This window comes from Sphingomonas epibiotica, from assembly GCF_039615155.1.
Classification (GTDB): domain Bacteria; phylum Pseudomonadota; class Alphaproteobacteria; order Sphingomonadales; family Sphingomonadaceae; genus Sphingomonas.
In genome coordinates this window covers 228,024-252,635 of the sequence record NZ_JBDGHY010000004.1, presented here as the reverse complement: position 1 = coordinate 252,635, position 24,612 = coordinate 228,024, and the positions used below count along the sequence as shown (strand labels likewise).

Annotated in this window: 21 protein-coding genes; 10 read left to right on the top strand and 11 right to left on the bottom strand. The window is 67.0% G+C overall.

Annotated features, from left to right (window positions below; genetic code table 11):
• Positions 1 to 73 precede the first annotated feature (73 nt).
• Complete coding sequence (locus AAIO73_RS09910; protein WP_345877727.1) at positions 74 to 1,732, top strand: MFS transporter; 1,659 nt, start codon at positions 74 to 76, stop codon at positions 1,730 to 1,732.
• Positions 1,733 to 1,927: 195 nt separating this feature from the next.
• Here AAIO73_RS09910 and AAIO73_RS09905 read toward each other — a convergent pair whose 3' ends face one another.
• Entirely contained in the window at positions 1,928 to 2,116 is a 189-nt protein-coding gene (locus AAIO73_RS09905; RefSeq protein ID WP_345877725.1) for a YbdD/YjiX family protein, read from the bottom strand.
• A complete protein-coding gene (locus tag AAIO73_RS09900; protein WP_526023793.1) occupies positions 2,100 to 4,181 on the bottom strand; it encodes a carbon starvation CstA family protein in 2,082 nt (693 codons plus the stop codon). The genes AAIO73_RS09905 and AAIO73_RS09900 overlap by 17 nt, the downstream gene beginning before the upstream one ends.
• Positions 4,182 to 4,428: 247 nt before the next feature.
• Between AAIO73_RS09900 and AAIO73_RS09895 the strand changes: the two genes are divergently transcribed.
• Positions 4,429 to 4,893, top strand: a complete 465-nt coding sequence (locus AAIO73_RS09895; protein ID WP_345877723.1) for a low molecular weight protein-tyrosine-phosphatase — start codon at positions 4,429 to 4,431, stop codon at positions 4,891 to 4,893.
• Between the two features lie 475 nt (positions 4,894 to 5,368).
• On the opposite strand, the gene AAIO73_RS09890 is transcribed toward AAIO73_RS09895, so the two are convergent.
• Positions 5,369 to 8,764: an acyl-[ACP]--phospholipid O-acyltransferase gene (locus tag AAIO73_RS09890; RefSeq protein ID WP_345877721.1), complete on the bottom strand. Its 3,396-nt coding sequence runs from the start codon at positions 8,762 to 8,764 to the stop codon at positions 5,369 to 5,371.
• A gap of 102 nt (positions 8,765 to 8,866) precedes the next feature.
• Positions 8,867 to 10,537 (bottom strand): MFS transporter, encoded by a 1,671-nt coding sequence (locus AAIO73_RS09885; RefSeq protein WP_345877719.1) that lies wholly within the window; start codon positions 10,535 to 10,537, stop codon positions 8,867 to 8,869.
• 77 nt (positions 10,538 to 10,614) lie between these two features.
• Here AAIO73_RS09885 and AAIO73_RS09880 point away from each other — a divergent pair, with 77 nt between their 5' ends.
• Entirely contained in the window at positions 10,615 to 10,926 is a 312-nt protein-coding gene (locus tag AAIO73_RS09880; RefSeq protein WP_345877717.1) for a DUF167 domain-containing protein, read from the top strand.
• Positions 10,927 to 11,044: 118 nt separating this feature from the next.
• Here AAIO73_RS09880 and AAIO73_RS09875 read toward each other — a convergent pair whose 3' ends face one another.
• Genes AAIO73_RS09875 through AAIO73_RS09865 form a run of 3 tightly spaced genes read right to left on the bottom strand, consistent with a single transcriptional unit; the run spans position 11,045 to position 13,393 of the window.
• Positions 11,045 to 12,208, bottom strand: a complete 1,164-nt coding sequence (locus AAIO73_RS09875; RefSeq protein WP_345877716.1) for a glutathionylspermidine synthase family protein — start codon at positions 12,206 to 12,208, stop codon at positions 11,045 to 11,047.
• Positions 12,208 to 12,948, bottom strand: coding sequence for a PspA/IM30 family protein (locus AAIO73_RS09870; RefSeq protein ID WP_345877714.1), 741 nt, complete (start codon positions 12,946 to 12,948; stop codon positions 12,208 to 12,210). The genes AAIO73_RS09875 and AAIO73_RS09870 overlap by 1 nt, the downstream gene beginning before the upstream one ends.
• Before the next feature lie 13 nt (positions 12,949 to 12,961).
• Complete coding sequence (locus AAIO73_RS09865; protein ID WP_345877712.1) at positions 12,962 to 13,393, bottom strand: YjfI family protein; 432 nt, start codon at positions 13,391 to 13,393, stop codon at positions 12,962 to 12,964.
• A 98-nt stretch (positions 13,394 to 13,491) separates the two neighbouring features.
• Between AAIO73_RS09865 and AAIO73_RS09860 the strand changes: the two genes are divergently transcribed.
• From AAIO73_RS09860 to AAIO73_RS09845, 4 genes are read left to right on the top strand one after another with little or no spacing between them, the layout of a single operon-like run.
• The gene (locus tag AAIO73_RS09860) at positions 13,492 to 14,496 is read left to right on the top strand and encodes an ion channel (protein WP_345877710.1); all 1,005 of its coding nucleotides are present in this window, start codon (positions 13,492 to 13,494) and stop codon (positions 14,494 to 14,496) included.
• The gene (locus tag AAIO73_RS09855) at positions 14,493 to 15,131 is read left to right on the top strand and encodes a DUF2491 family protein (protein WP_345877708.1); all 639 of its coding nucleotides are present in this window, start codon (positions 14,493 to 14,495) and stop codon (positions 15,129 to 15,131) included. Before AAIO73_RS09860 ends, AAIO73_RS09855 begins: the two co-directional genes overlap by 4 nt.
• A gap of 17 nt (positions 15,132 to 15,148) precedes the next feature.
• The gene (locus tag AAIO73_RS09850; RefSeq protein WP_345877707.1) at positions 15,149 to 15,562 is read left to right on the top strand and encodes a DUF350 domain-containing protein; all 414 of its coding nucleotides are present in this window, start codon (positions 15,149 to 15,151) and stop codon (positions 15,560 to 15,562) included.
• A 13-nt stretch (positions 15,563 to 15,575) separates the two neighbouring features.
• Positions 15,576 to 16,199: a DUF1190 domain-containing protein gene (locus tag AAIO73_RS09845; RefSeq protein ID WP_345877706.1), complete on the top strand. Its 624-nt coding sequence runs from the start codon at positions 15,576 to 15,578 to the stop codon at positions 16,197 to 16,199.
• A 144-nt stretch (positions 16,200 to 16,343) separates the two neighbouring features.
• Here AAIO73_RS09845 and AAIO73_RS09840 read toward each other — a convergent pair whose 3' ends face one another.
• A complete protein-coding gene (locus AAIO73_RS09840; RefSeq protein ID WP_345877705.1) occupies positions 16,344 to 16,913 on the bottom strand; it encodes a hypothetical protein in 570 nt (189 codons plus the stop codon).
• Positions 16,914 to 17,024: 111 nt separating this feature from the next.
• Between AAIO73_RS09840 and AAIO73_RS09835 the strand changes: the two genes are divergently transcribed.
• Complete coding sequence (locus AAIO73_RS09835) at positions 17,025 to 17,690, top strand: response regulator transcription factor (RefSeq protein ID WP_345877704.1); 666 nt, start codon at positions 17,025 to 17,027, stop codon at positions 17,688 to 17,690.
• Complete coding sequence (locus AAIO73_RS09830) at positions 17,687 to 19,033, top strand: sensor histidine kinase (protein ID WP_345877702.1); 1,347 nt, start codon at positions 17,687 to 17,689, stop codon at positions 19,031 to 19,033. The genes AAIO73_RS09835 and AAIO73_RS09830 overlap by 4 nt, the downstream gene beginning before the upstream one ends.
• Here the strand turns inward: AAIO73_RS09830 and AAIO73_RS09825 are convergent.
• Positions 19,002 to 20,948 carry an energy transducer TonB gene (locus AAIO73_RS09825; protein ID WP_345877701.1) on the bottom strand — a complete coding sequence of 649 codons (1,947 nt, stop codon included), beginning with the start codon at positions 20,946 to 20,948 and terminating at the stop codon, positions 19,002 to 19,004. The two genes, AAIO73_RS09830 and AAIO73_RS09825, sit on opposite strands and share 32 nt — an antisense overlap.
• Positions 20,949 to 21,017: 69 nt before the next feature.
• On the opposite strand from AAIO73_RS09825, the gene AAIO73_RS09820 reads away from it, so the two are divergent.
• A complete protein-coding gene (locus AAIO73_RS09820) occupies positions 21,018 to 21,437 on the top strand; it encodes a hypothetical protein (RefSeq protein WP_345877700.1) in 420 nt (139 codons plus the stop codon).
• A 121-nt stretch (positions 21,438 to 21,558) separates the two neighbouring features.
• Here the strand turns inward: AAIO73_RS09820 and AAIO73_RS09815 are convergent, their stop codons facing one another.
• Together AAIO73_RS09815 and AAIO73_RS09810 are read right to left on the bottom strand one after the other, a co-directional pair.
• A complete protein-coding gene (locus AAIO73_RS09815; RefSeq protein ID WP_345877699.1) occupies positions 21,559 to 22,035 on the bottom strand; it encodes a DUF6702 family protein in 477 nt (158 codons plus the stop codon).
• Positions 22,032 to 24,422 (bottom strand): M1 family metallopeptidase, encoded by a 2,391-nt coding sequence (locus tag AAIO73_RS09810; protein WP_345877698.1) that lies wholly within the window; start codon positions 24,420 to 24,422, stop codon positions 22,032 to 22,034. The genes AAIO73_RS09815 and AAIO73_RS09810 overlap by 4 nt, the downstream gene beginning before the upstream one ends.
• Positions 24,423 to 24,612: the final 190 nt, after the last annotated feature.

The following is a 24,612-nucleotide window of genomic DNA, read 5'->3' as shown; positions in this document are numbered from 1 at the left end:
CCGCGCGCATGACACTGGCGCGGCAGGGAGGTGCGGCGAACGATCGTGCCCCGCTTTACGAGAGGATGCCGCCATGGCGGGAGCAACGGCCGGGGCACACCCCAAGGGCCAGAACGAGAAACTGGTGATCGCCGCGTCGTCGCTGGGCACGGTGTTCGAATGGTATGATTTTTACCTGTACGGGCTGTTGGCGACGTACATCTCGAAACAATTCTTCTCGGGCGTGAACGAAACGACGGGGTTCATCCTCGCGCTCGGCGCGTTCGCGGCCGGCTTTGCGGTGCGGCCGTTCGGGGCGCTGGTGTTCGGGCGGATCGGCGATCTGGTCGGGCGCAAGAACACGTTTCTGGTGACGATGGGGATCATGGGCCTGTCGACCTTCGCGGTTGGCCTGCTGCCCTCCTATGCCAGTATCGGCGTCGCCGCGCCGGTGATCCTCGTCGCGCTGCGCATCCTGCAGGGGCTGGCGCTGGGCGGCGAATATGGCGGGGCGGCAACCTATGTCGCCGAACATGCGCCCGATGGGAAGCGGGGGCTGTACACCAGTTTCATCCAGACGACGGCGACGATGGGGCTGTTCGCGGCGTTGCTGGTCGTCATCGGGTTCCGCACTTTGCTGGGCGAGGAGACGTTCGGCGGGTTCGGGTGGCGGTTGCCGTTCCTCGTGTCGATCCTGCTGCTCGGCGTATCGATGTGGATCCGGCTGCAATTGTCGGAAAGCCCGGTGTTCCTGAAGATGAAGGAAGAGGGCAAGACGTCGAAGGCGCCGCTGACCGAGGCGTTCTTGCGCTGGCCGAACCTGAAGGTCGTGCTGATCGCGCTGTTCGGTGCCGCCATGGGTCAGGCAGTGGTGTGGTATACCGGGCAGTTCTACGTCCTGTTCTTCCTCGAGAAGATGATGAAGGTCGATGGCGCGACGGTGAACGTGCTGCTGGCGGTGTCGCTGGCGCTGGGGACGCCGTTCTTCGTGTTCTTCGGCTGGCTGTCGGACAAGATCGGGCGGAAATGGATCATCATGGCCGGCTGCGCGCTGGCGGCGATCACCTATTTCCCGCTGTTCGGGGCGCTGACCAATGCCGCCAACCCGGCGCTTGCCGCGGCGCAGGCGGCGTCGCCGGTACGGGTGAGCGCGCATGACGAGGATTGTTCGGTCCAGTTCGATCCGATCGGTCGCAACAAGTTCGATGCGAAGAGCTGCGACATCGCCAAATCCTATCTGGCGAAGAACGGCATCAGCTATACCAATGTCGAGGCACCGGCGGGCGCGATCGCAAGCGTGCAGGTCGGCAACCGGATGCTGGTGGCGCCCGATCCGGCGGAGGTGACCGGGCCGGCGCGGGCGGCGGCGATCACCGCTTATCAGGGCGAACTGGCGGCGGCGCTGGCGGAGGCCGGCTATCCGGCCAAGGCCGATCCGGCGGCGATCAACAAGCCGCTGGTGGTGCTGATCCTGTGGTTCATGGTGATATTGGTGACCATGGTCTATGGCCCGATCGCGGCGCTGCTGGTCGAACTCTTCCCCAGCCGCATCCGCTATACGTCGATGTCGCTGCCCTATCATATCGGCAATGGCTGGTTCGGCGGGTTCCTGCCGACCACGGCCTTCGCGATGGTCGCGGCGACCGGGGATATCTATTACGGGCTGTGGTATCCGGTGGTGCTGGCGGTGGTGACGCTGGTGCTGGGCGTGCTGTTCCTGCCGGAGACGTTCCGGCGGAATATCCGGGATTGATCGTTGCAGCGGCGACGGGCAACGATCCCGCCTGTCCAAGATCATGCCGTACCCCGGCGGAGGCCGGGGTCCAGTTGGGAAGGTTCGTCCGTCCGTCCGGAGCGTTCCCCAACTGGGCCCCGGCCTCCGCCGGGGTACGGCTTTAGCAGTAGGTTCTGATAACGGTCTGACGCGTTTGCGTCTGAGGCCAGCCCTTCAGCAGCAACGCGGCGGGGCGCCGGGGCCGGTGCCGTACCGGCGGGCCACGCGGTCGCGGTGGAACTCCTTCAAGCTCATGACCGGTTCGCCGGGATGGTGCGCGGCGCGATGGGCGACGTAGTGGTCGTAATCGGGGACGCCGACCATCAGCCGCGCCCCCTCGGCAAGCTTATGCAGGAAGCGCATCGCCGACCTCCCGCGTGGTGGCGTGGGTAGCGGCCTTCGCCCGGTGGATCGCGCCGATGCCGTAGATCAGGATCGACAGCACGACGACGATGAACAGCACGCACAAGGCCGCGTCGATGCGGTCGTTGAGGATGATCCGCTGCATCTCCGCCGCCGATTTGGCGGGGGCGAGGATCTCGCCGCGAGCGAGGGCTTCGGAAAAGACATTGGCATGGGCAAGGAAGCCGATCTTCGGATTGGCGTCGAACAGCTTCTGCCACCCGGCCGTCAGCGTGCAGATCAGCAGCCATGCGGTCGGGACCATCGTCACCCATGCATAGCGGTCGCGCTTCATCTTGAAGAGCAGGACGGTCGACAGGATCAGCGCGATGGCGGCGAGCATCTGGTTCGAGATGCCGAACAGCGGCCACAGCGTGTTGATCCCGCCCAGCGGATCGGTGACGCCGCTATAGAGGAACCAGCCCCAGGCGGCGACGGCGAGCGCGGTACCGATCAGATTGGGGCCGAGCTTCTGCGTCTCCTTCATGGCGGGAATGAAGCTGCCGAGCAGGTCCTGGATCATGAAGCGGGCGACGCGCGTGCCGGCATCGACCGTGGTCAGGATGAACAGCGCCTCGAACAGGATCGCGAAGTGATACCAGAAGGCCATCATCGCCTGCCCGCCGATCACCTTTGACAGGATATGCGCCATGCCGACCGCCAGCGTCGGGGCACCGCCCGCGCGCGACAGGATAGAGGATTCGCCGACGTCGCGCGCCAGCTGATCGAGCATGTCGGGGGTGACGACGAAGCCCCAATTGGCGATGGCGCTGGCCGCCGACTGCGCCGTCGTGCCGATCAGCGCGGGCGGCGCGTTCATCGCGAAATAGACGGCGGGGTCGAGCACGCAGGCGGCGATCAGCGCCATGATCGCAACGAAGCTTTCGGTCAGCATCGCGCCATAGCCAATGAAGCGCAGATCCGCCTCGCTCGCGATCATCTTCGGCGTGGTGCCGCTGGCGATCAGCGCATGGAAGCCCGACACCGCGCCACAGGCGATGGTGATGAACAGGAACGGGAACAGCTTGCCCGAAAAGGCCGGGCCGGTGCCGTCGATGAAATGGGTGACGGCGGGCATCTGCAGGTCGGGACGGACATAGAGGATGCCGAGGGCGAGGCCGGCGATCACCCCGATCTTGAGGAACGTCGACAGATAGTCGCGCGGCGCGAGCAGCAGCCAGACCGGCGCGACCGAGGCGACGAAGCCGTACGCCATCAGGATCAGCGCCAGCGCCGGGCCCGAATAGGTGAACAGCGGGGCGAGCGCCGGCGAATGCGCCACCGGCTCGCCTCCGACGATCGCCGCCATCAGCAGGACGAAGCCGATCACCGACATTTCGGCGATCTTTCCGGGACGCAGGAAGCGGCCATAGAGGCCCATCAGCACCGCGATCGGGATGGTGGCGAAGACGGTGAAGGTGCCCCATGGGCTGCCGGTCAGCGCCTTGACCACCACCAGCGCCAGCACCGCGAGCAGGATGATCATGATCATCAGCACGCCGACCAGCGCGATGGTGCCGGGGATCAGGCCCATTTCGCTGCGGATCATGTCGCCCAGCGATCGTGCGTCGCGGCGGGTGGAGAAATAGAGGATCAGAAAGTCCTGCACGGCGCCCGCGAACACGACGCCGGCAAGCAGCCATAGCGTGCCGGGGAGATAGCCCATCTGCGCGGCGAGGACTGGGCCGACCAGCGGGCCTGCGCCGGCGATGGCGGCGAAATGGTGGCCGAACAACACGCCCTTATGGGTGGGGACGTAATCGAGCCCGTCGTCGCGGCGCACCGCCGGGGTAGGGCGGGAAGGATCGACGCGCAGCACGCGGCTGGCGATGAACAGGCCGTAGAAGCGATAGGCGATGGCATAGACGCACAGTGCCGCGACGACGATCCACAGCGCGTTGACCGGCTCACCCCGCATCAGCGCGATCCAGCCGAGCGCGACCGCGCCGACGATCGCGACCGCCGCCCATGCGATCCATTCGCGCGCATTGGTCGGTGCGATCGGTGTGGTTGCTGCTGTCGCCATGCGCCTCTCCCGGTTTGGGATATTATTGGAGCAAGGGGGCGGAGGATGCCATGGGTTTCGTGCGAGGTGGGAGCTTTCAAGGGCCTGTCACGCTTTGCGCCGTTCGTCCTGATTAGCCGTTGAGCTTGTCGAAACGGCGTATCGAAGGATCGCCTGAGGCCAAGTACTTCGATACGGGTCTTCGACAAGCTCAGCCCCTACTCAGCACGAACGGGTTTGTTTTTTGCATGGGACGCCCAGTATTCCGATGACATCCAACCGATCCTTCCTGCTCGTCTGTCTCGGTAATATCTGCCGTTCGCCGTTGGCGGAGGCGGCGTTGCGCGATGCGGCGGCGCGGGCGGGGGTGGACATCATCGTCGATTCGGCAGGGACCGGGGCATGGCATGTCGGCAACCCGCCCGATCCCCGGTCGCAGGCGGTGGCGCTGGCGCACGGCATCGACATAGCGGGCTATCGCGCGCGGCAGGTCTCAGCGGCGGATTACCGGCGGTTCACCGATATCCTCGCGCTGGATCGCGACAATCTGGCGGAGCTGCGACGGCGCGCGCCCATCGATTCGACGGCGCGGATCGGGTTATTGATGGACGCGGTACCGGGGCGTGGGGGGCAGGCGGTGGCCGATCCCTATTATGGCGATGCCGCCGGGTTCGCGGTGACGTGGGCGGATGTGTCGGCGGCGGCGGATGCGATCGTGGCGGGGTTGCGCTAAATCGAGGCTGGATCGCTGTAAGCGTCGCCCGATCACCTGAAAACTGCCGTGTTCCGGCCTTCGCCGGGGTACGAGAAGGGATGTTCGCAGCGGTCTCGCGTGAGCGGGGGCAGGTGCCGGGTCGGGCCGACGGCGAGCATCTCCGCCTGTAGCTTGATGACAACAGGTAGAACCGTTCGTGCCGAGTAGGGGCTGAGCGAAGCTGAACCCGTATCGAAGCACATGCCACCAACGGTCCTTCGATACGCCATTTCGGCAAGCTCAATGGCTACTCAGGATGAACGGGTCAGGTTCATGTCATCCGACTCCAGGGTCGATCGATATTCAGTCCAGTCGAAACGTCGGCGGTCATGGCTCCCTGCCTGCGCGAGAATGACGACAATTCGCGATCGTCACCGAATCCCGATCGGCTTTAAATCCCCGCCCGCGTCGGGGCACGCATCGGCGCGTGCGTTACAAGCGATCAGCGCGACTTCTACCCCGCCGCCATCGCCGTCATCGTCACATAATCCAGCTTCCCCGTCCCCAGCACCGGCAGTGCCGCGACCACCCGCACGTCGCGCGGCAGGGCGAGTTCGGCGACCCCGTTCGCCCGCCCCCATGACGACAAGTCGCCCGCCATCGCCCCTGCCTGCGTAGTGAACAGCACCAGCTGCTCGCCCTTTCGAGCATCGGGACGCGTCACCACCGCATGTTCAGCGCCCGGCCACAGCTTTGCGGCATAGCCCTCGACCGCCGGCAGCGAGACCATCTCGCCTCCGATCTTGGCAAAGCGCTTGGCACGGCCCCGGATGGTGACGAAGCCGGCATCGTCAATGGTGACGATATCGCCGGTATCGTGCCAGCCGTCGGCGGGCGGCTGCACCACGCCCGGCGCCTCGACCTTCAGATAGCCTGCCATCACGTTCGGCCCGCGGATCGCCAGCCGCGCGCCGTCAGCAATGCCGGGTACCGGCTCAAGTCGCGCCTCGATTCCCGGCAGCAGCCGCCCAACGCTGCCCGCGCGGAAGTGCATCGGCGTATTGACCGCGATCACCGGCGCCGCCTCGGTAGCGCCATAGCCTTCGAGAATGCGCAGTCCGAACTTCTCGGCATACACGCCACGCGTTTCCGGGCGCACCCGCTCGGCACCGGCAAAGATGTAGCGCAGCGCATAAAAATCATAGCCATGCGCCATCCGCGCATAGCCTGACAGGAAGGTGTCGGTCCCGAACAGGATCGTCGCATTGGTGTCGTAGGCCAGCGCAGGCACGATCCGGTAGTGCAGCGGGCTGGGATACAGCACCGTCCTCACCCCCGACAGGATCGGCAACAGCGTGCCGCCGGTCAGTCCGAAGCTGTGGAACACCGGCAGCGCGTTCAGCACCGTATCCGCGCGGTTGAAATCGATCCGCGACGATAGCTGAAGGCAATTGCTCAGCAGGTTGCGATGCGTCAGCACCACCCCCTTCGGCACGCCTTCCGACCCGCTGGTGAACAAGATCACGGCGGGCGCATCCGGCGAAATGCGCAGCCGCTGGTGCAGCCGCCCCGCCATCCGCGACCGGACCAGCGCGACCAGCTTCGCGCCCGCGCCGATGGTCGCCCGAATATCCTCGAGGTAGCGGATGGTGATCCCGTCGCCCGCCAGCCCGGCGACGACCTCGCCCAGCTTCGCCTGCTCGACGAATGCGCGCGCGGTGACGATCGTCCGCACCTGCGCCGCGGTACACGCTGCCCGCAGATTGGCGAGGCCGGCGGTATAGTTCAGCATCGCCGGCACGCGGCCGGTGGCCTGCAACGCGAAGAAGGTCGCGACCACGCCATTGACGTTGGGCAGCAGCACGCCGACCGCCTCGCCCTGCGTCGTCTCTTTCGCCAGGGGACGGGCGAGTGCTTGCGTCCCCGTGACCAGCCGGTCGTAGGTCAACGGCACGCGCTGCACATCCTCGACCACGCCCATGTTCGGCCCATGCAGGTGCCGCGCATCGATCAGCGCGTCGTACAGCGTCCGGTCGGTGTCCGACGTGGCGAAGATCATCTCGCTCATCACATCGTACAGCCGCCGCCCGGCGATCGCCCGCCGCTCGCGCGCGCTTAACCCGTCAGGCAGGTCGAAGCGACGCGGCGGCAGCACGGTCAGCTCGATCTTCGGGAACCAGTGCAGCCGCGCCTTGCCCTTCAACCGGCTGAAGCGGGTATATTGCGCACCGTCGATCCGCACCGGCACGATCGGGGCGTCGGCGCGGTCGGCGACCATGCCGGGGCCGTCGAACACCTTCATCAGCGCGCCGGTCACCGTGATCCGTCCTTCGGGAAAGATCACCAGCGTCCGTCCTTCGCGCACCGCCTTGACCATCGCCTTGGCCGACATCGGGTTGGTCGGATCGACCGGGAACGCGTCGAACAGCTTGAGCAGCGGCTGCATCCACCACGCTCGCGCAAAGCGGCTATGGATCGCGAAGGTCGGCCTGCCCGGCAGGAAGGCGGCGAGCAATAGCCCGTCGAGGAACGAGACATGGTTGACCACCACCACCGCGCGTTCGCCGGGCAGCGGCATGTTTTCGGCACCATGCACCTTCACCCGGTAGGCGAGCCGCAGCGCGCTGCGCACCACCGACTTGAACACCGTCTCCGGCAGCAGCCAGCAGGAGATCAGCGCGATCGACAGCGTCGCGAAGCCCAGCGCGCCGAAGATGCCGGGCACGCTGCTGCCACCCGCCAGCATCGCCGTCACCACCGCGACCATCACCACTGTCACGATGGCGTTGATGATGTTGTTCGCAGCGATGATCTGCGACCGCTTTTCCGGCGCGCTCCATGTCTGGAGAATGGCGTAGAGCGGCACCACGAATACCCCGCCCGACAGCGCGATGCCGGCCAGGTCGATCAGCAGATGCCAGCTGCCCGGCGTCGCCATGAACGCGGCGATATCCGCGCCCGGCGTCACGACCACGAACCGGTTCGCCGTGATCCATGCATCGATCAGGAACACAGCCAGCCCGATCGCCGCGATCGGCACATAGCGCGCCGACACCTCCCCCTTCAGCAGCCGGTTGACCAGCAGCGATCCGACCGCGACGAACAGGCTGAATACCGCGAGGAACAGCGTCACCACCTCCGGCGCGGCGTCCAGCGTACCGGCGACCAGCGGCGCGAACTCCGACAGCACCACCGCACCGACCGAAAAGAACCAGCTGATGCCGAGGATCGCCAGCCACACCCCGCGCCCGCCATGCGCCGCGCGCAGGATCGCGGCGGTGCTGCGAAACGGGTTCAGGTCGATCCGCATGTCGGGCGCCGCCGACGGGGCGGACGGTACCGCCAGCGCCGCGAGGAACCCCAGCACTGCCACGCCGAACGCGACCAGCCCCGCCTCCCATGGCGGGATGATCCCGCCCAGCAACTGACCGGTCAGGATCGCGACGAACGTCCCTGCCTCGACCAGCCCGGTCCCGCCCATCAATTCCTCGCGGCGCAGATGCTGCGGTAGGATCGAATATTTGACCGGACCGAAGACGGTCGAGTGCACGCCCATCAGGAACAGGCAGGTAAGCAGTACCGGCACCGACTGGATCCAGAACCCGACCACGGCCAGCGCCATGATCGCAATCTCGGCCGCCTTGACCGCGCGGATCAGCCACGCCTTGTTCCACGCATCCGCCATCTGCCCGGCGAGCCCGGAGAACAGGAAATAGGGCAGGATGAACAGCCCGGTCGACACCGTCGCCAGCGTCGCCGCCTGCGCTGGATCGGCGCGATACAGCGTGAAATTGGCGAGGAACAGCAACGCGAACTTAAGCAGATTGTCATTCATCGCGCCCAGAAACTGGACGACGAACAACGGCGCATAGCGGCGCTTGGTCAGCAGCGAGAAATCGGGCGCGGACATCCATTCCCCCATCGGGATTGCCCGATACGGAAACAGGCACAGGCCCGCCCCGAATCACGGCGACGGGGTCAGACTAGCAGAAAAATAACAGTGTTCAATAAATCAGTTCGACCGGGTCGGATCGGTCAGCGGATCGGCCAGTTCGCGGGGTGTGGGCAGACGCATGACCGGCAGCGAGGCGGTCTGGCGTTCGATCATCCGGTGGACGCGCGGCGGTTCCTGCCCCCGGTGCAGCGCCAGCAACGCTTCGCTATTGGCGCGATCGGCCTCGGTTCGGCGCTGATTGTGGCGGATATATTCGAGCCACGTCGATACGTGATAGCGTTCGATCCACAATTCGGGATCGTTCAGGTCGCGCAGCAGCGCCCAGTGATGCGCCCCGTCGCGCCGCCGGATGCGGCGACGTTCGTTCATGACGTTCAGGAACGTGACGACGTCCTGCGGGGCGATGCGGTAATCGATCGTCACCACCACCGGTCCCGATCGCGGCTCGACCGGGACTTCGGTATCGGGCGTCTCCCAGCCGCGCGGGGCGAGGTTCGCGGTCTCGATATCGCGCAAGGGCAGGCGCAGCCCGGCCAAGACGCTCAACATCTGCACCCCCGCCGCCTCCAGCAGCGCATCGGCGACGCCATGGCTTTCGGCGATCGATCCGAACAGCCAGCTTCCCGCCGCCATGCCGCCGAACGCCGCCATCTGGTACAGCGCCACAGCCCGCGCCACGACCCAGCGCGGCGCGGCCATCTGCACCGATACGTTGAACGTGCTGAGCGCCGATACCCAGCCTGCGCCCGCCAGCACCAGCGCCGCCAGCGTCAGCGGCAGGACCGGGCTGACCGCCGCGATCGCCGCTCCCGCCGCCAGCGCCGTCGCCGCCACCCGCACCAGCCGTTCGGGGCTCCACAGTCGGCGCAACCGCACGCTCGACAGCGCGCCGATCACCGCGCCGGCGCCGAACGCGCCAAGCAGTGCGCCATAGGTCAGCGGCCCGCCGGTCACCAGATCGCGCGCGACCAGCGGCATCATCGCCGGCACCGCACTCGCCGCCAGCCCGAACAGCGCCGCGCGGATCAGCACCGTCCGCAGGCTCGGCGACATGCGGACATAGCGCACGCCGGCGGCCATCGCGAGGCCCAGCGTCTCACGCGGCAGGGTGCGCGGGGCGTAGTTAGGCTTCCACCGCGCCAGCACCGCGATCAGCCCGATATAGCTGACCGCGTTGGTCAGAAACGCCGCCGCCGCCCCCGCCGCCGCGACGATCGCTCCGCCCAGCGCCGGACCGACGCTGCGCGCGATATTGAAGCCCATCGAATTGAGCGCGACCGCACTCGGCAACACGCTGCGCGGCACCATGTCGCCCACCGATGCCTGCCATGCCGGGCCGTTCATCGCCGTCCCGCATCCGATCAGGAAGGTGAATGACAGCAGCAGCCACGGGCTGAGCACCCCCATCCATGCGCACACCGCCAGTGCGACCGACACGGCCAGCATGAACCCTTGCGCCGCCAGCATCACCCGGCGCCGGTCGAGATTGTCGGCAACCGCGCCTGCCCACAATGACAACAACATGATCGGCAGCGTCGTCGACGCCTGTACCAGCGCGATCATCTGCGGCGACGCCGCAAGCGACGTCATCATCCACGACGCGCCGACCGACTGGATCAGCCCGCCGAAATTGGACGCCATCGACGCGATCCAGATGGCGCGAAAGATCGGGATCGACAGCGGCGAGCTATGCGTCGCCGTCGTGGTCGTTACGGGAGCAGATACCATGGCCGATGAATGCGCCGCGTGCGACTTTGTGCCAAGCCGCTTGCCTCACGGATCGGCAGCACGGCATTGGATTGGCGATGCGCGACCCCTTCACCCTCGACGCGACCGGCGTTACCCTGACGATCCGCGCGACGCCGAAAGCGTCGAAGACGGCGGTTACCGGCGTGGTCGCGCTGGAGGGGGAGGCGACCGCGCTGGGGTTACGGGTGGCCGCACCGCCGGTCGATGGTGCGGCCAATGACGAAGTCGTGCGGTTCGTGGCGAAGCGTTTGCGGGCCGGACGCAGCGCGGTGACGCTGGTTTCGGGGCAGACGGGGCGGATCAAAAGGCTGCGGATCGAGGGGGAACCGGCGGTACTGGAGGCGGCGTTGCGAAATCTAATTCCCTAACCGTCATTCCGGCGAAGGCCGGGATCCACGGAAACGGCCCGGCCGCGTTTCCATCGAAACCACCCGACCCAATGGATTCGGGCCTACGCCGGAATGACGGAGCGTTTGCCGCTAACCCTCAAACAATCGCGTGCGGCACGAACCGCGCGAGATCGCGGGTGATCGGCCCGTCATCCTCGCGCACCGACAGCGCGACCGCCTCGTCACCGACGATCCACGATCCAACCACGGCATGATTGCCGTCATACACCGGCAGCCGCGCCAATGCCTGGACGACATGCCCCTCCTCGCCATAGCCGCCGTCCGGTCCGCGTGCGGTGGCGCCGCCGTCGACCAGTTCGATGTCCCAGCCCTCGCGCGAAAAGATCGGCTTGCGAACATAGGCCGCGCCGATCTCGGCCAGCGCCGCGCCATCGTCGGCGAAGGCCGCCGGCAGCAGGTTCGGATGCCCGGAGTGCCGCTGCCACAACAGCGGCAGGATGCCCTTGTTCGACAACAGCGCCTTCCACGCCGGTTCAAGGAACAGCGTCTTCGTCGCCGCCAACTGCTTGGCGTATGGTTCGCGCAGCATATCCTCCCACGGATACAGCTTGAACAGCGCCGCGATCAGCACGTCGTCGCCATCGACGAACGCGCCGTCGCCATCGACCCCGATCCGGTCGATCGCGACGAACGCCGGGTCCAGCCCCGCCTGGCGGGCGACATCCTCCAGATAGCGGACCGTCTGGCGATCCTCGACATGGTCGTCGACCGAGGCGAAATGCACCGTGCTGCCCTTGGTAAACAGTGCGCCGAAGCGTTCGACCAGCGCATCGTGCAGCCGGTTATATTGGTCCGCCTCCGCAGGCAGCGTGCCGTCGGTGATGCGATCTTCCAGCCATTGCCATTGGAACAGCGCGGTCTCGAAGATGCTGGTCGGGGTATCGGCGTTATATTCGAGCAGCTTGGCCGGACCGCTCCCGTCGAACGCGAAATCGAACCGCCCGTACAGCGACGGTGCATGCGCCTTCCACGACGCCGCGACCACGTCGCGCATATCGTCGGGAATGGCGAGGCGGTGCATCAGCGCCTCGCTGCCGATTACCTCGTCCACCAGATCGCGGCACATCGCATGGAGTTCGGCGCTCGGCGCCTCGATCCCTTGCTCCACCTCGTCGAGCGAGAAGGCGTACCACGCCTCCTCCTCCCAATATTTCTGGCCGTCCTGATGGTGGAAGGTGAATCCCATCCGCTCGGCGGTCGCCCGCCAGTCGGGACGGGGGGCGACCGCGCGGCGTTCCATCAATCGCGCCCGATCGTCCCGCCGTCGCGCGTCCGGTCGGACAGGCGCGGCGCGTCCTTGGGCTGCGACAGGCGGGCGAGGATGTCGTCGGCGCTCGACGTGCCGGGCAGCAGCCCCGCGGCCTGCAGCTTCGCGTCGAGATCGGCGCCGGTGCGCATATCCTCCAGCTCGGCCTGCGCCTTGAACTTCTCCTCGCGGATCGCCTGCCGTTCCTTGAGCCGCGCGAGGCTGTCCGCCGCCGACCCCAGCGACGATGCCGCGCCGCCATAGCTGCTGGCGACCGAGGCCTGCGCCTTCTGCACGCTTTCGTTCGCGCGGACGACATCGACCTCGCGACGCAGCGCGTCGATCTTGCCGTCGCCGGTCTTGATGATGCCGCGGATCTTGTCCTCGGCAGCGCGCATGTCGGCGATCTGCGGCGTCTTGGACGACTGTTCCTGCTCGATCGTCGCGAGGCGCTGTGCGACTTCGCGCGCGAGGTCCATGTCGCCGCGCGCCATCGCCGCCCGCGCCGACGATTCATATTTCTCGCGCTGCGAGGTCAGCGCCTCCAGTTCCTTTTCCATCATCCGCCGCTTGGCGGTCAGCGTCGCCAGATCGTCGCGCGCCTTCGACTGCAGCGTGCCGGCATCGCGGATCTGCTGGTCGAGGATCGTCAACGCCTTCGCATCGACGATCGACTGCCCGGTTTCGTGCGCGGTGCCGCGCACCAGCGCCACGAGGTTCTTCCACATCGACATCGATACTTCTCCGTTACGCGGCGAATTCGGTGCGCAGTTCGGACGCCGCCTCGATCGCGTTCTGCGCCAGCACGCGCAGTTCGATCAACACGGTCCTGAGCGACGATTCGACCGACAACTCACCCACCAGTTCATAATATTCGCGCCCGCCGACATCGGCGATGGCGAAATTGGACAGCGGCACCAGCTTCTGCGTCTTCAGCAGGAACCGGTTGAACGCGTCCGGCTCGCTCTGTTCGTCGACCGGCCACAACAGGCTCGACACGACGATCTGCTCGCCCGCGACTGAGGCGAAGATGGCGAGGTCGCCGAAATGATGCATGGTCAGTTTCAGGACCGGTTCGTCCTGCTCGATCCGCTCGACGCTCAGTTCGTCGGCATAATCGGGACCGCCGAGCGCCTGCGCCAGTCCGGCGATCGTCCAGCTACGGGGTGCTTCGTCCATCCATCCCTCCGAAAAGCTTGGCCCGGTGTGTTGGCCGCGCTTGACACCCCAAGCATAAGGGCCGACCAAAAAGCAAGATGCGGGGGCATGGGCAGGGGATGAAGTCATTCAGTCTCGGCAATTATCTGCGGCGGCTTTATCTCGCGGCCAGCGAGCTGCACCGTGGCGTGCTGCTCGCGCTGCTGGTCCTGCACATGACCGTCTCATGGGAGTTGCTGGCCTTTGCCGGGGAGAGCGACCTGCTGCGTCCCTCGGCCTATCTCTATTGGTATGCGACGACCGCCTCGACCGTCGGCTATGGCGATCTGTCGCCCAAATCGGACATGGGCCGGATCGTCACCGCCTTGTTCGTCATGCCCGGCGCGATCGCGCTGTTCACCGTGTCGATCGCGCGCGCATTCGCCGGGGTGTCGGCGCGCTGGCGGCGGCGACGCATGGGTTTGGGGGACTATAGCGCGATGCGCGGCCATATCGTCCTGGTCGGCTACGACCCCGATCGTACGCCGCGCATGATCGCGGAGATCGTCGCCGACGGGCAGGGGCACGAACTGGTGCTGGTGGCGACGCAGGAACTGACCGGCGATGCCGCCACGCATCGCTTCGTTCGCGTCGCCTCGCTGACCGCACCGGCCGATCTGCGCCGGGCAGGCGTTGCAACCGCCGAGCGGGTCATCGTCTACGGCCCGTCCGATCCCGATACGCTGGCGGCGACGCTGGCCGTCACCGCAATCAACGAAGCGGGCCATGTCGTCTGCTTCCTGCGCGATCCCGATACCGCCGGGCTGCTTGCCGCGCACTGCCCGCAGGTCGAGGTGGTACTGACCCCGACCGTCGAACTGGTGGTGAAGGCACTGAGCGATCCCGGCTCCAGCCGCCTGATCGCGCAGCTCGCCAGCCATACCGACGATGGCGGCACCCTTTATGCCACCACCGCGCGCACCGGCGGCAGCTTCGACGATGCCGCTCGCGATCTGCGGGCGCGGGGCGGAATATTGGTCGCCAGCTGTGGCGCCGGACAGCATTCGCCGGTATTCGACCCCGACGGTCGGATCGCGGTCGGCGACCGGCTGTTCTATATCGCCCGGACAAGGATCGCGGCATGATTTTCGGCAGCCTGTTCGGCGGCGCTCCCAAGGACGAACCCGCGGCGATCGCCGTGGTCCGCAACATCACCATCGGGCGACAGGTCCGGCTCGACGCGCTGGCATGGCGGCGGCTGACCGGCGCGGCCTTCACCCTCGACCGTGATACGTTGGAGATCACTGCGCAGGGCGTCATCCGGCTGGATGATGGCAGCCATGTACACCGCTTCTACACCGATGACGAACTGATGTTGCAGGCGGTGAGTCAGTCGGCCGACGGATCGGATGCCGACGATTTCACCCTGTTCCGGCCATGGTCGTCGACCTACCCGACCGACTGGGCCGATACCGGCGCGTTCCGCCAGCGCCTGTCGCAACCGGTCTGGGACGAACCCGGCCTCGCCCGCTTCCAGCGTTTCTGGTACGCCGACGACGATCGCAGCCAGCCGCCGGTCGAGCTGTGGGAAGCGGTCTATTACGAACGCACCGGCCGCCCGGTCCGTCAGATCAAGCAGGCGTGCATGCTCTATGCGCGCGACATCGCGCCCGAGGGGCAGGAACTGCTGCTGGCCATCGCCATGCAGCCCGAGGGTGGCGATCTGACGCACGAAATCATGGTCGGGCTGCCGCTGCTGCCCGCCGAATTCAACGCCTGAGCTTTAGGGGGACCGGGATGTTCGATGTCGCATATTTTCTGGACGGGGCGCTGCACTTCGTCATCGCCTTTGGCCTCGCCTGTCTGTTCCTGACCGTCTTCAAGTGGCTGTATCAGATTTCAACGCCGTACAACGAACGCGCGCTGATAGCCGCCAACAATCCGGCGGCGGGAATTGCCTTGGGCGGCGCGATCATCGGCTTCGCCCTGCCCCTCGCTTCGGCGCTCAGCGTAACCGTCAGCGTGATCGAATTCACCGCCTGGGCGCTGCTGGCCGGCGTGATCCAGATCGTGGCGGCCTTCATCGTCCGCCGCCTGATCGTGCGCGACATGGCGGTCCGTATCGAAGAGGGGAACATCGCCAGCGCGATCTATAGCGCGGCGACCTCGATCGGACTCGGCCTGCTCAACGCCGCGTCGATGACCTATTGAGAGGCTCCTGCCGATGACCACCCAGCCCCCCCGCCGCAAACGCTCGGTCGCTGCCGGCCTGACTGCCGCCGGGGCAGTCGCGATGCTGTCCGGCTGCGACGACAATAACGAACAGGCGCGCTTCGGCCCGCCGACCGAGGTCGCCGCGTTCCAGACGATCCAACAATGCGTCGACAGCGGCCAATATGACCGCGACACCTGCGTCGCCGCCCAGCAAAAGGCATTCAACGAGGATGCTAAGGCTGCGCCGCGTTTCGACAGCCAGGCGCTGTGCGAGGAACAGTTCGGCTCGGCGCAGTGCTTTCAGCGCAACGAGGGCGGGCAAAGCTTCTTCACGCCGCTGCTGACCGGTTTCCTGATCGGGCAGCTGCTGAACAACAATTCGTCGCGATATACCTATGGCGGCCTGTACCGCGACCGGCGCGACCGCGACGGCGGCTGGTACACCGGGTCGGGCGCGTATCTGGGCCGCGGCAACGGCTATCGCTATTCGGTCGGCCGCGACGCGATCACCACCCCAGTGACGACGCAGCGTATTCAGACGCGAAGTTCGGTCGTCTCGCGCGGTGGCTTCGGCGGCCGGGTGAGTGCGCGGTCTAGCGGCGGCTGGGGCGGCGGGCGGTCGTTCGGGGGGTAAGGGCGCCAATGGCGGGTCGATCCTCGCAAGTGCGAGCCCTGTGCGAACGTCCGCTGTACCGTACCCCCGCCTGCGCGGGGGTACGGAAGGGTTCCGGCACAACCGGATCGAGGCGGTCCAGCCTCTACGCAAGTGGACCGGATCTTAGCGCGTCGACGTCATCGGCGCCGTGGTCGGTACCTTGGCGAGGGGGGCCGCGCCGGCCGGCGGGGGCGGGGGGACCTCGCCGCTGGCGGGCGGCGGCGGGGGCGGGACCGCACCGGGAGCGCAACCCGGGCCGCCGGGACCGCGTGCGCCGTCGGGGCCGGGCTTGGGACCGTGGCCGGGGCGGGGCGGGGGCGGACCGACCGGGGTCACCTTGCCATTGGCGTCGACCAGATAGCTCGCCTTGAGCTGGCCATTGTCATAGCGGCCCTGCACCTGCACCGGTGCGCCCTTGCTGACCGATGCGTCACGCCCGGCGTCGACCATCGCCCGGCCGGTCGCGTCCTGTACCACGAAGCGGTCGCCAAAGACTTCGGCGACGCGGCCCTTGACCGTGACGACGCCGTTGTCGTTCGCCAGCTTTGCGACCGGGGTGGCGACGGTCGGAGCCATTTCGACCGACGGGCGGGTCATCGACACCGCACTAGCCCCGCCCGCCGCGCCAAGGGCGAGGCCGATCGCGACGCCGAGGCCGAGCTTGCCCGGACCGCCCAGAGAGAATTTCGCCATGTGTCATACTCCTTCGTTGTTCGATGGAGCCGTTCTAGCGATTCGTCCCCTCGCCACGCTGAACCCCGCGGTTCAGTTTCGGTTTAAGCGGCAGCGATAGCGGAAGGTGCCATGCGTATCCTGCTTGTCGAGGATGATCCCGATCTGGGCCCCGCCATCGCACGGGCGCTCCGCGCGGAACATTGCGCGGTCGATCTGGTGCCGAGCGGGATCGACGCGCAGCATCTGGGCGATACCGAACGCTATGACGTGGCGGTGCTCGACCTCGGGCTGCCCGATCGCGAGGGGACGGCGGTGCTGAAGGGGTGGCGCGAGGGCGGGCGCGACCTGCCGGTGCTGATCCTGACCGCGCGCGACGGATGGTCGGACAAGGTCGCGGGGTTCAAGGCAGGGGCAGATGATTTCCTGACCAAGCCGTTTCGCGTCGAGGAATTGATGATGCGACTGCGCGCGCTGGTCCGCCGCGCGGCGGGGCATGGCGCGACGCGGCTGACTTGCGGGCCGCTGGCCTATGAAACGCAAACCGGGGTGTTCGAACTGGACGGACTGCCAATCAAGCTGACCGCGCTCGAATATCGGGTGCTGGCGGCGCTGATGCTGGCGAAGGAGGCGGTGATCGAGCGACTCGACCTGATGGAGCGGGTCTATGAGGGCGACGCCGACGTCGATTCCAACAGCCTGGAGGTCATTATTGGCCGGCTGCGCAAGAAGATCGGCGCGTCGCTGATCGAGACGGTACGTGGGCGCGGATACCGGTTGACGGCGGGCGGGCAGTGAGGCTCCCCCGGTCGATTCACGCCCGGATGCTGGCGCTGTCGGTGGCGACGACGCTGGTGGCGCTGCCGGTCGCGGGGGTCGCCATCGGGGGCGTGCTCGACCATTTCGTGACGCGCAACATCGATGCGCGGCTGGGCGACCGGCTGCGGTTGCTGCGCGCGGTGGTGCGGCCCGACGGGACGATCGACCGCGAGTTGCTCGACCGATCGGAACTGGCGACGGCGATCGGAACGGACGCGGTGTGGCGGATCGATACGCCGGGCGGGACGGTCGGTGCAGGCATGCCGCCGCTTGCGATGCTGCGCGCGCCGGGGCCGCCAGTGGGACCGGAACGCGGACCGCCGGCGGGGCGGGGGCCGGGGGTCGGTGCGCCGTTCGACCTGACGCTGCCCGATGCGACGCGGGTGCATGGGCTGGTGCTCGACCTGCCCGAGGGCAACGGGCGCGTGGCGGTGGCGGTGCCGCGGCGCGAGATCGAGCAGCCGTTGCGCGGGGCGATGCTGCCGCTGCTGCTGACGCTGGCGATCGTGGCGTTGGTGCTGGCGGTCGCGACATTGGTGCAGTTGCGGCTGGGGTTGCGGCCGCTCAGGGTCCTGCGTGATCGGGTGGCGGCGGTGCGGGCGGGCGCGGCGGCGGATTTACCCGAGGATCAGCCCGACGAACTGCGGCCACTAGCGGTCGAGCTGAACGCATTGGTGCGCGACAATGCGACGGCACTGGCGACGGCGCGCGGATCGGCGGCGAACCTTGCTCATGCGCTGAAGACGCCGGTGGCGACGCTGGCGATCGAGCTGGGCGACGATCCGCGCGCTATGCAAGTCGCGCGGATCGATGCGACGATCCGGCATCATCTGACCCGCGCACGCGGCGGCATGATCGACCGGCGCGCGGCGACGGCGCTGAAACCCGCGGTCGAGGGACTGGTGGCGGTGGTGGCGGCGCTGCACCGCGACCGGGGGCTGATCGTGCGGGCGGCGGTGCCCGAGCTGTCGGTGGCGGTCGATGCGGCCGATCTGGACGAACTGGCCGGCAATCTGATCGACAATGCCGCGCGCCATGCCCGCTCGGCGGTCGACGTCATTGCGGTGCGCGAGGGCGGGTTCGCGCTGCTGCGCGTCAGCGACGACGGCCCCGGCATTCCCGCCGCGGATCGGGCACGGGCGACCGATCCCGGCGTGCGGCTTGATGAACGCGGCGACGGGCATGGCTTCGGCCTCACCATCGTCCGCGATCTGGTGGCGCTCTATGGCGGGCGGCTGGAACTGGGCGAGGCGGACGGGGGCGGGCTGGTCGCCACCGTTACGCTGCCGGTCACAACTGGAAGCGGAACCGCTGGATATTAGCCGAGCAGGCGGTGTTCCCTTCGGGGCGGAAACTGCTGCGATAGCGGGTGGCGCCGACCATCTTCTGCGCCGCTTCGCCGAAGACGAAGGGCGGATAGGCGGCAATGGTCCGCTGAGTCACCGTGCGACCGTCGGCGGCGATGTCGAATTCGACCTGTGCCCAGCCCTGAAACCCCATCTGCACCGCCTCGGTCGGGTAGAGGCTGCTCGTCGCACCGCTGCGTTGTACGACCGGGCTGGGCGCGATCAGCGCGCACTGGTCGCTGGTCAGGCCGGTGCGGTCGAAGGCGGCACGCGCCTGTGCGACCTCGCCGCGCTGCGCCAGCAGGTCCGCCTGTCGGAGGAGCGCCGCGACCTTCAGCGGATGGTTTTCGGGCAGCGGCGCGGCGACGACGGCGGCGATCAGCTGCTCCGCCTCTGCCTTGGGCGCGGCCGGGTAGGAACGGTTGGCCAGCATCATGCGGACCGTCGCGGCGGACAGCGGGTCGGCGTTGATCTCCGGCCGGGCCAGCAGCGCGGTCCGTTTGCGGACGTCCTGATCGTAATGGCTGCGATCGGCATCGATCTCGGCCAGCGCGAGATAGGTAATGACGGGGGCCGGGGCCTGCATCGTCCGGGCGAGCGCGACCGCTTCGGCGGCGGCGGCGATGCGTTCAGCCTCGGTCGGGAGCGAGGAATAGGCGATCCACGCGTCGGCGGCGAGCAGCGCGCCCTGGTCCCCGGCGGCACGCGCGCGGGTCGCTTCGGCCCGGACCAGCGGATAGGCGCGGGCCGGGGTCAGGTCCGACCAGTCCTGCTGATGGCCCTTGCCACGGACCCACGCGTCGAACGCGTCGCTGAGCGGTTGTACGAGCGACGGGCGGTCGGCGGCGGTCGAGCATTTCAGCTCGATCCGGGTGGCGTTACGGAAGAAAGCAGGAATCTTGACCGACTCGGTCGGCGACCACGACCAGTCGGACACGGCACGGGCAAAGGCCAGCACCACGTCGCGCCCGCCGGTGGTGTAGATCGGGGTCACCGCGTTCACCGTGCCGTTGTCGGCGACCGAGAATTCGACGACCGCGAAATCGTCGGGTTTCAGGCCGGTCGCCGAGCCGCAGGCCGCCGATTTCATGTTGATCGCTGCGGCGAAGGCATCGTCCTTCATCCGGCCCGCGCCGGTATAGGCCATATAGGTCTGCGCCTGTTGCCGGTCGCCGTTGAGCAGCGCCGCCAGCGCAAGGTCGGCGCGGGTGGCGACTTCGGAACTGCTGACGCGCTGGTCGAGGCCACCCTGCTTGCGCAGCGAATCCTTGAGGACGCTATACGCCTCCTCCTTCTTGCCGTTGTTGAGCAGGACGCGGGCATGGCGGGTCTGGATTAGCGCCAGCACGTCCTTGCCGATCGCCGGTTCGCGGGCGGCGAGATCGCGGGCTTCCTGCGCATAGGCCAGCGCCTTGCCATCGCCGTCGAAGGCGAGCGTGCGCGACAGGGCGAGCAGCGGGGCGATGCGATCTGGCCCCTTGGCCAGCGCCAGCGCGTCGCGATAGGACGAAGCCGCCGCATCATAGTCGAACGCATCGAACGCGGCGGTGCCGAGCACCATATGCGCGTCGCGAAGGTCGGCGCCGAATTCGGTCGCCTGTCTGGCCAGCGCGGGCATGCCCTGCCGGATCAGCGCAGCGCCCGCGACATGGTCGCCGCTGCGCGCGACGCAGATGCCCTTGCGCACCTTCACCGCGCCGAGCAGCAGTGCGTTCTTCGTGCCTACGGTGCGCGCTTCCAGCGCGTCGTACAGCCTGATCGCGTCGGCACATTTGCGGGTTTCATAGGCGATGTTGGCGGCATCGAACTGGGCTTGCAGCGTCGCCGCCGCCGGGGCGGGCGTCGCCGCCTGCGCCACCGCGAGCAGTCCGTGCAGAATCGCGTCGATCATTCGTCATCCCCTCTGTTGTCCAGTAACAAAGCACGCCAAGGTGACAGCGTCGATGGGCAGGGCGGGCGAATGCGGCGAATTTGGACCTTAATCGCGGGCGCTCTGCTGCTGACCGGAGCCACGCCGGCCGATCCGGCGCGCTATCCGACGCGGTCGATCCTGCTGTTCGTCGCGTCCTGGTGTGCGCCGTGCCATGGCGAGTTGCGGCAGTTGCCGGCGATCACGGGCGGGGCGGGGCCGTACCGGGTGCTGGTGGTGCCGGTCGATCGCGGACGCGCAACCGATGCGATGCTGCGCGCCGTGCCCGTCGAACAGGTCTGGCGTCCGGATGCGGCGCGGATGGCGGAGGTGCGCGGCGAGTTGCTGGCGAAGACGGCGGGGTTGCCGTTCAGCGTGGCGATTGGCGGGGACGGGCGGCCGTGCGCGGCGCATCGCGGGGGCATGACGGCGGCGAGCGCGCGGGGGATGCGATTGGAATGCGGAGGGTAAGGACGTCGCCGCCCCCTTCGTCGTCGCACGAGCGGGCGGGAATCCGTACACGCTGCCGGTCGACTAGGAGGTGTGTCGTCGGCGTGTACGGACTTCCGACTGCGCGGGAGCGACAGGTGCGTTAAAGCGTCACGCTGCTCGTGCCCGCACCGCGCAGCGTCAGCGACTTCACGACATTGCCCTGGCGGACATTCACTTGATTGACCTGTCCGCGATAGACGTCGGTCAGTACGGTCGAGCGGATCGCGACTGATTTCGGTTTGCGGGGCGCGCGGCCGGTATAGTCGATGCGGACCTCGGCATGCGACAGGTCGGTGGCAACATAGGTCAGCGGGACCGGCTTGCCATCGATCTGCAGGACGAAGCGCCGCTGCAGATAGCTGCGCAACGCCGCCATCGCGGCGGGATCGTCGAGGCTGGTCTGCGCCTGCGGTGCGATCTTCGCCAGTGCCGGTTCGATATCGTGCGCCTCGAACCGGTGCGACACAGTGACCTTGCCATCGGCGAGGGTCACCACGGCGAGCGAGTCATGGCCGCGATGCGCCTGTGCAGGGGCGGCGGCCACGAAGCAGGCGAGGAGGGCGAGCGTCCCCCTCATTTTGACACCGGCGCGGGATAGGTGCGCAGCGAGCCGGGTTTCACCTGCACGTCGAAGTCCTTCATGCGGTTTTCCAGATCCTCGACATCCTCGATCTCCAGCACGACCGGACGGATGGCGCCGCGATAGACATTGTTCGATCGATCGGCGTCGGCGATTTCGAGCAGCGGGTCGACCTCTGCACCGGTTATCGTCTTGGCGGTCACATATTGCCACGTCACCGCCTTCGGATCGTAGCGCCAGACTTCGGCCGGGATGCGGACGATCTCGGTGCTGCCGTCGCCGAAGGTAAGTTTCAGCGGAACCGGCATGACCAGCCCGCCGACGTTGCGCAGCGAGAAGCGGTAGAATTTGCCCTTCACGTCGAAGGCGGCGCGTTCCTCGGGCGTCAGCTTGTCGAGCTTTTCGGCGAGGTCGCGGCGCTGTTGCGGGCTGACGGCGAAATCGTCCTGCTGATCGTAGAAGTCGCGCGTCGCGGGATCGCGTTCGGTTACCGTCTTCTGCCCGGCATTGTTGCGGACGGTCAGCGACGTGTTCTCCGCATCGCGGATCGCGCGGCGTTCGCGGGCATTGGCCTCCAGATCGCGGCCGGCGATGCGGCCCTCGACCACCTTGTCGAGCGCGATGTCGACATGGTCGGTCGAATAGAACCAGCCGCGCCAGAACCAGTCCAGATCGACGCCAGAACTTTCCTCCATCGTGCGGAAGAAGTCATAGGGCGTCGGCCGCTTGAAGCGCCAGCGCGTCGCATATTCGCGGAAGGCGCGATCGAACAGCTCGCGCCCCAGCACGGTTTCGCGCAGGATGGTGAGCGCGGTGGCGGGCTTGCCATAGCCATTGGCACCGAATTGCAGCACCGAATCCGACTGGGTCATCAGGGGAACCTGATTGTCGGACAGCATATATTCGGCAATGTCCTTCGGCTCGCCGCGGCGCGACGGGAAGTCCTTGTCCCATAGCTTTTCGGCCTGGAACTGGAGGAAGGTGTTCAGCCCCTCGTCCATCCACGTCCATTGGCGTTCGTCGCTGTTGACGATCATCGGGAACCAGTCGTGACCGACTTCGTGGATCACCACGCCGATCAGCCCGGTCTTGGCGCGTTCGGTATAGGTCAGCAGGCCGGTCTTCGGGTCCTTCACCGGGCGCGGCCCGTTAAAGGTGATCATCGGATATTCCATGCCGCCGACGGGGCCGTTGACCGACTGCGCGACCGGATAGGGATAGGGGAAGGCGAACTTGCCGTACACGTCGATGGTGTGGGCGATCGCCTTGGTCGAGAAGGCGTCCCACAGCGGACGCGCTTCCTTAGGGTAGAAGGACATCGCCAAGACGTTGGGATTGGCAGCATAGTCCTGCCGCACGTTCATCGCGTCCCATGCGAATTTGCGTGACGATGCCCAGCCGAAGTCGCGGACATTCTGCGCGGCGAAGGTCCAGGTCCTGGTGCCCGACGCCCGGCCGCGTTCGGCGGCGGCGGCTTCGTCGGGGGTGACGATGTACATTGGCGTGGTCGCCGACTTCGCCTGCTCCAGCCGCTGGCGCTGGGTCGCGGTCAGAACCTGATCGGGGTTCTGGAGGACACCGGTCGCCGAGACGATATGGTCAGACGGCACGGTCAGCGCGACCTTGTAATCGCCGAATTCGAGAGTGAATTCTCCGGCGTCGAGGAACGCCTTGTTATGCCAACCCTCATAGTCCGAATAGACGGCAAGGCGCGGAAACCATTGCGCGCCTTCAAAAATACAGTTGCCGTCCTCTCCCGCTCCCGTGAAACATTCGTACCCCGAGCGGCCATCGACAACCTTCTGCTCGGCCATCGGGAACGACCAGTCGATCGACAGCGTCACCTCGCCGCCATTGCCGGCGACCGGTTGCGGCAGTTCGATGCGCAGCAGCGTGTCGGTGACGCGATAGGATAGCGGCTGGCCCTCAGGACCACGTACCTCTGCGATGGCGAAGCCGCCTTCCCATTTCTGCATCGCCTCGGCACGGCGGATGTCGCCGATGCTGATCGTCGTCGCGTCAGGCACCGTTTGCGACATCTGCGCGATCGACGACCGCTTATACTGATTCTGATCGAGCAGCAGCCAAAGGTAGGGCAGCGCGTCGGGTGAGTTGTTGCGATACCGGATCGTCTCGGTCCCCGTGACGACCTTGGTCGCTTCGTTCAGCGATACCTTGACGTCGTAATCGACCTTTTGCTGCCAGTAGCGATAGCCCGGTGCGCCCGATGCGTTGCGGTAATCGGTGGGCGTCGGCCAGTCCTCTCCCTCCAGTTGGCGGAACTTGTCCTGCCAGTCACCCTTTGTCTGGCGGATCGGGTCGGCGAGGGCGGGCGTCGAGGCGAGCAGCAGGGCGACCAGCGCGATGCGGGATACGGCGGGCAAGGGTTTGGCCTTTCGAACGGACGGACAGGTAATCGTTGCCGCTGATACGATGCGCGTCAACCATTTGGCGACGGCAATATCGGTATATTGTGACACGACCGGACCGATGGTTGCGGTCGACCCCCGAGTACGGCAATCGTGCCCACGAAATCGAGAAGGGGCGAGTGCGCGAGTTATGCTGTTGGACCGG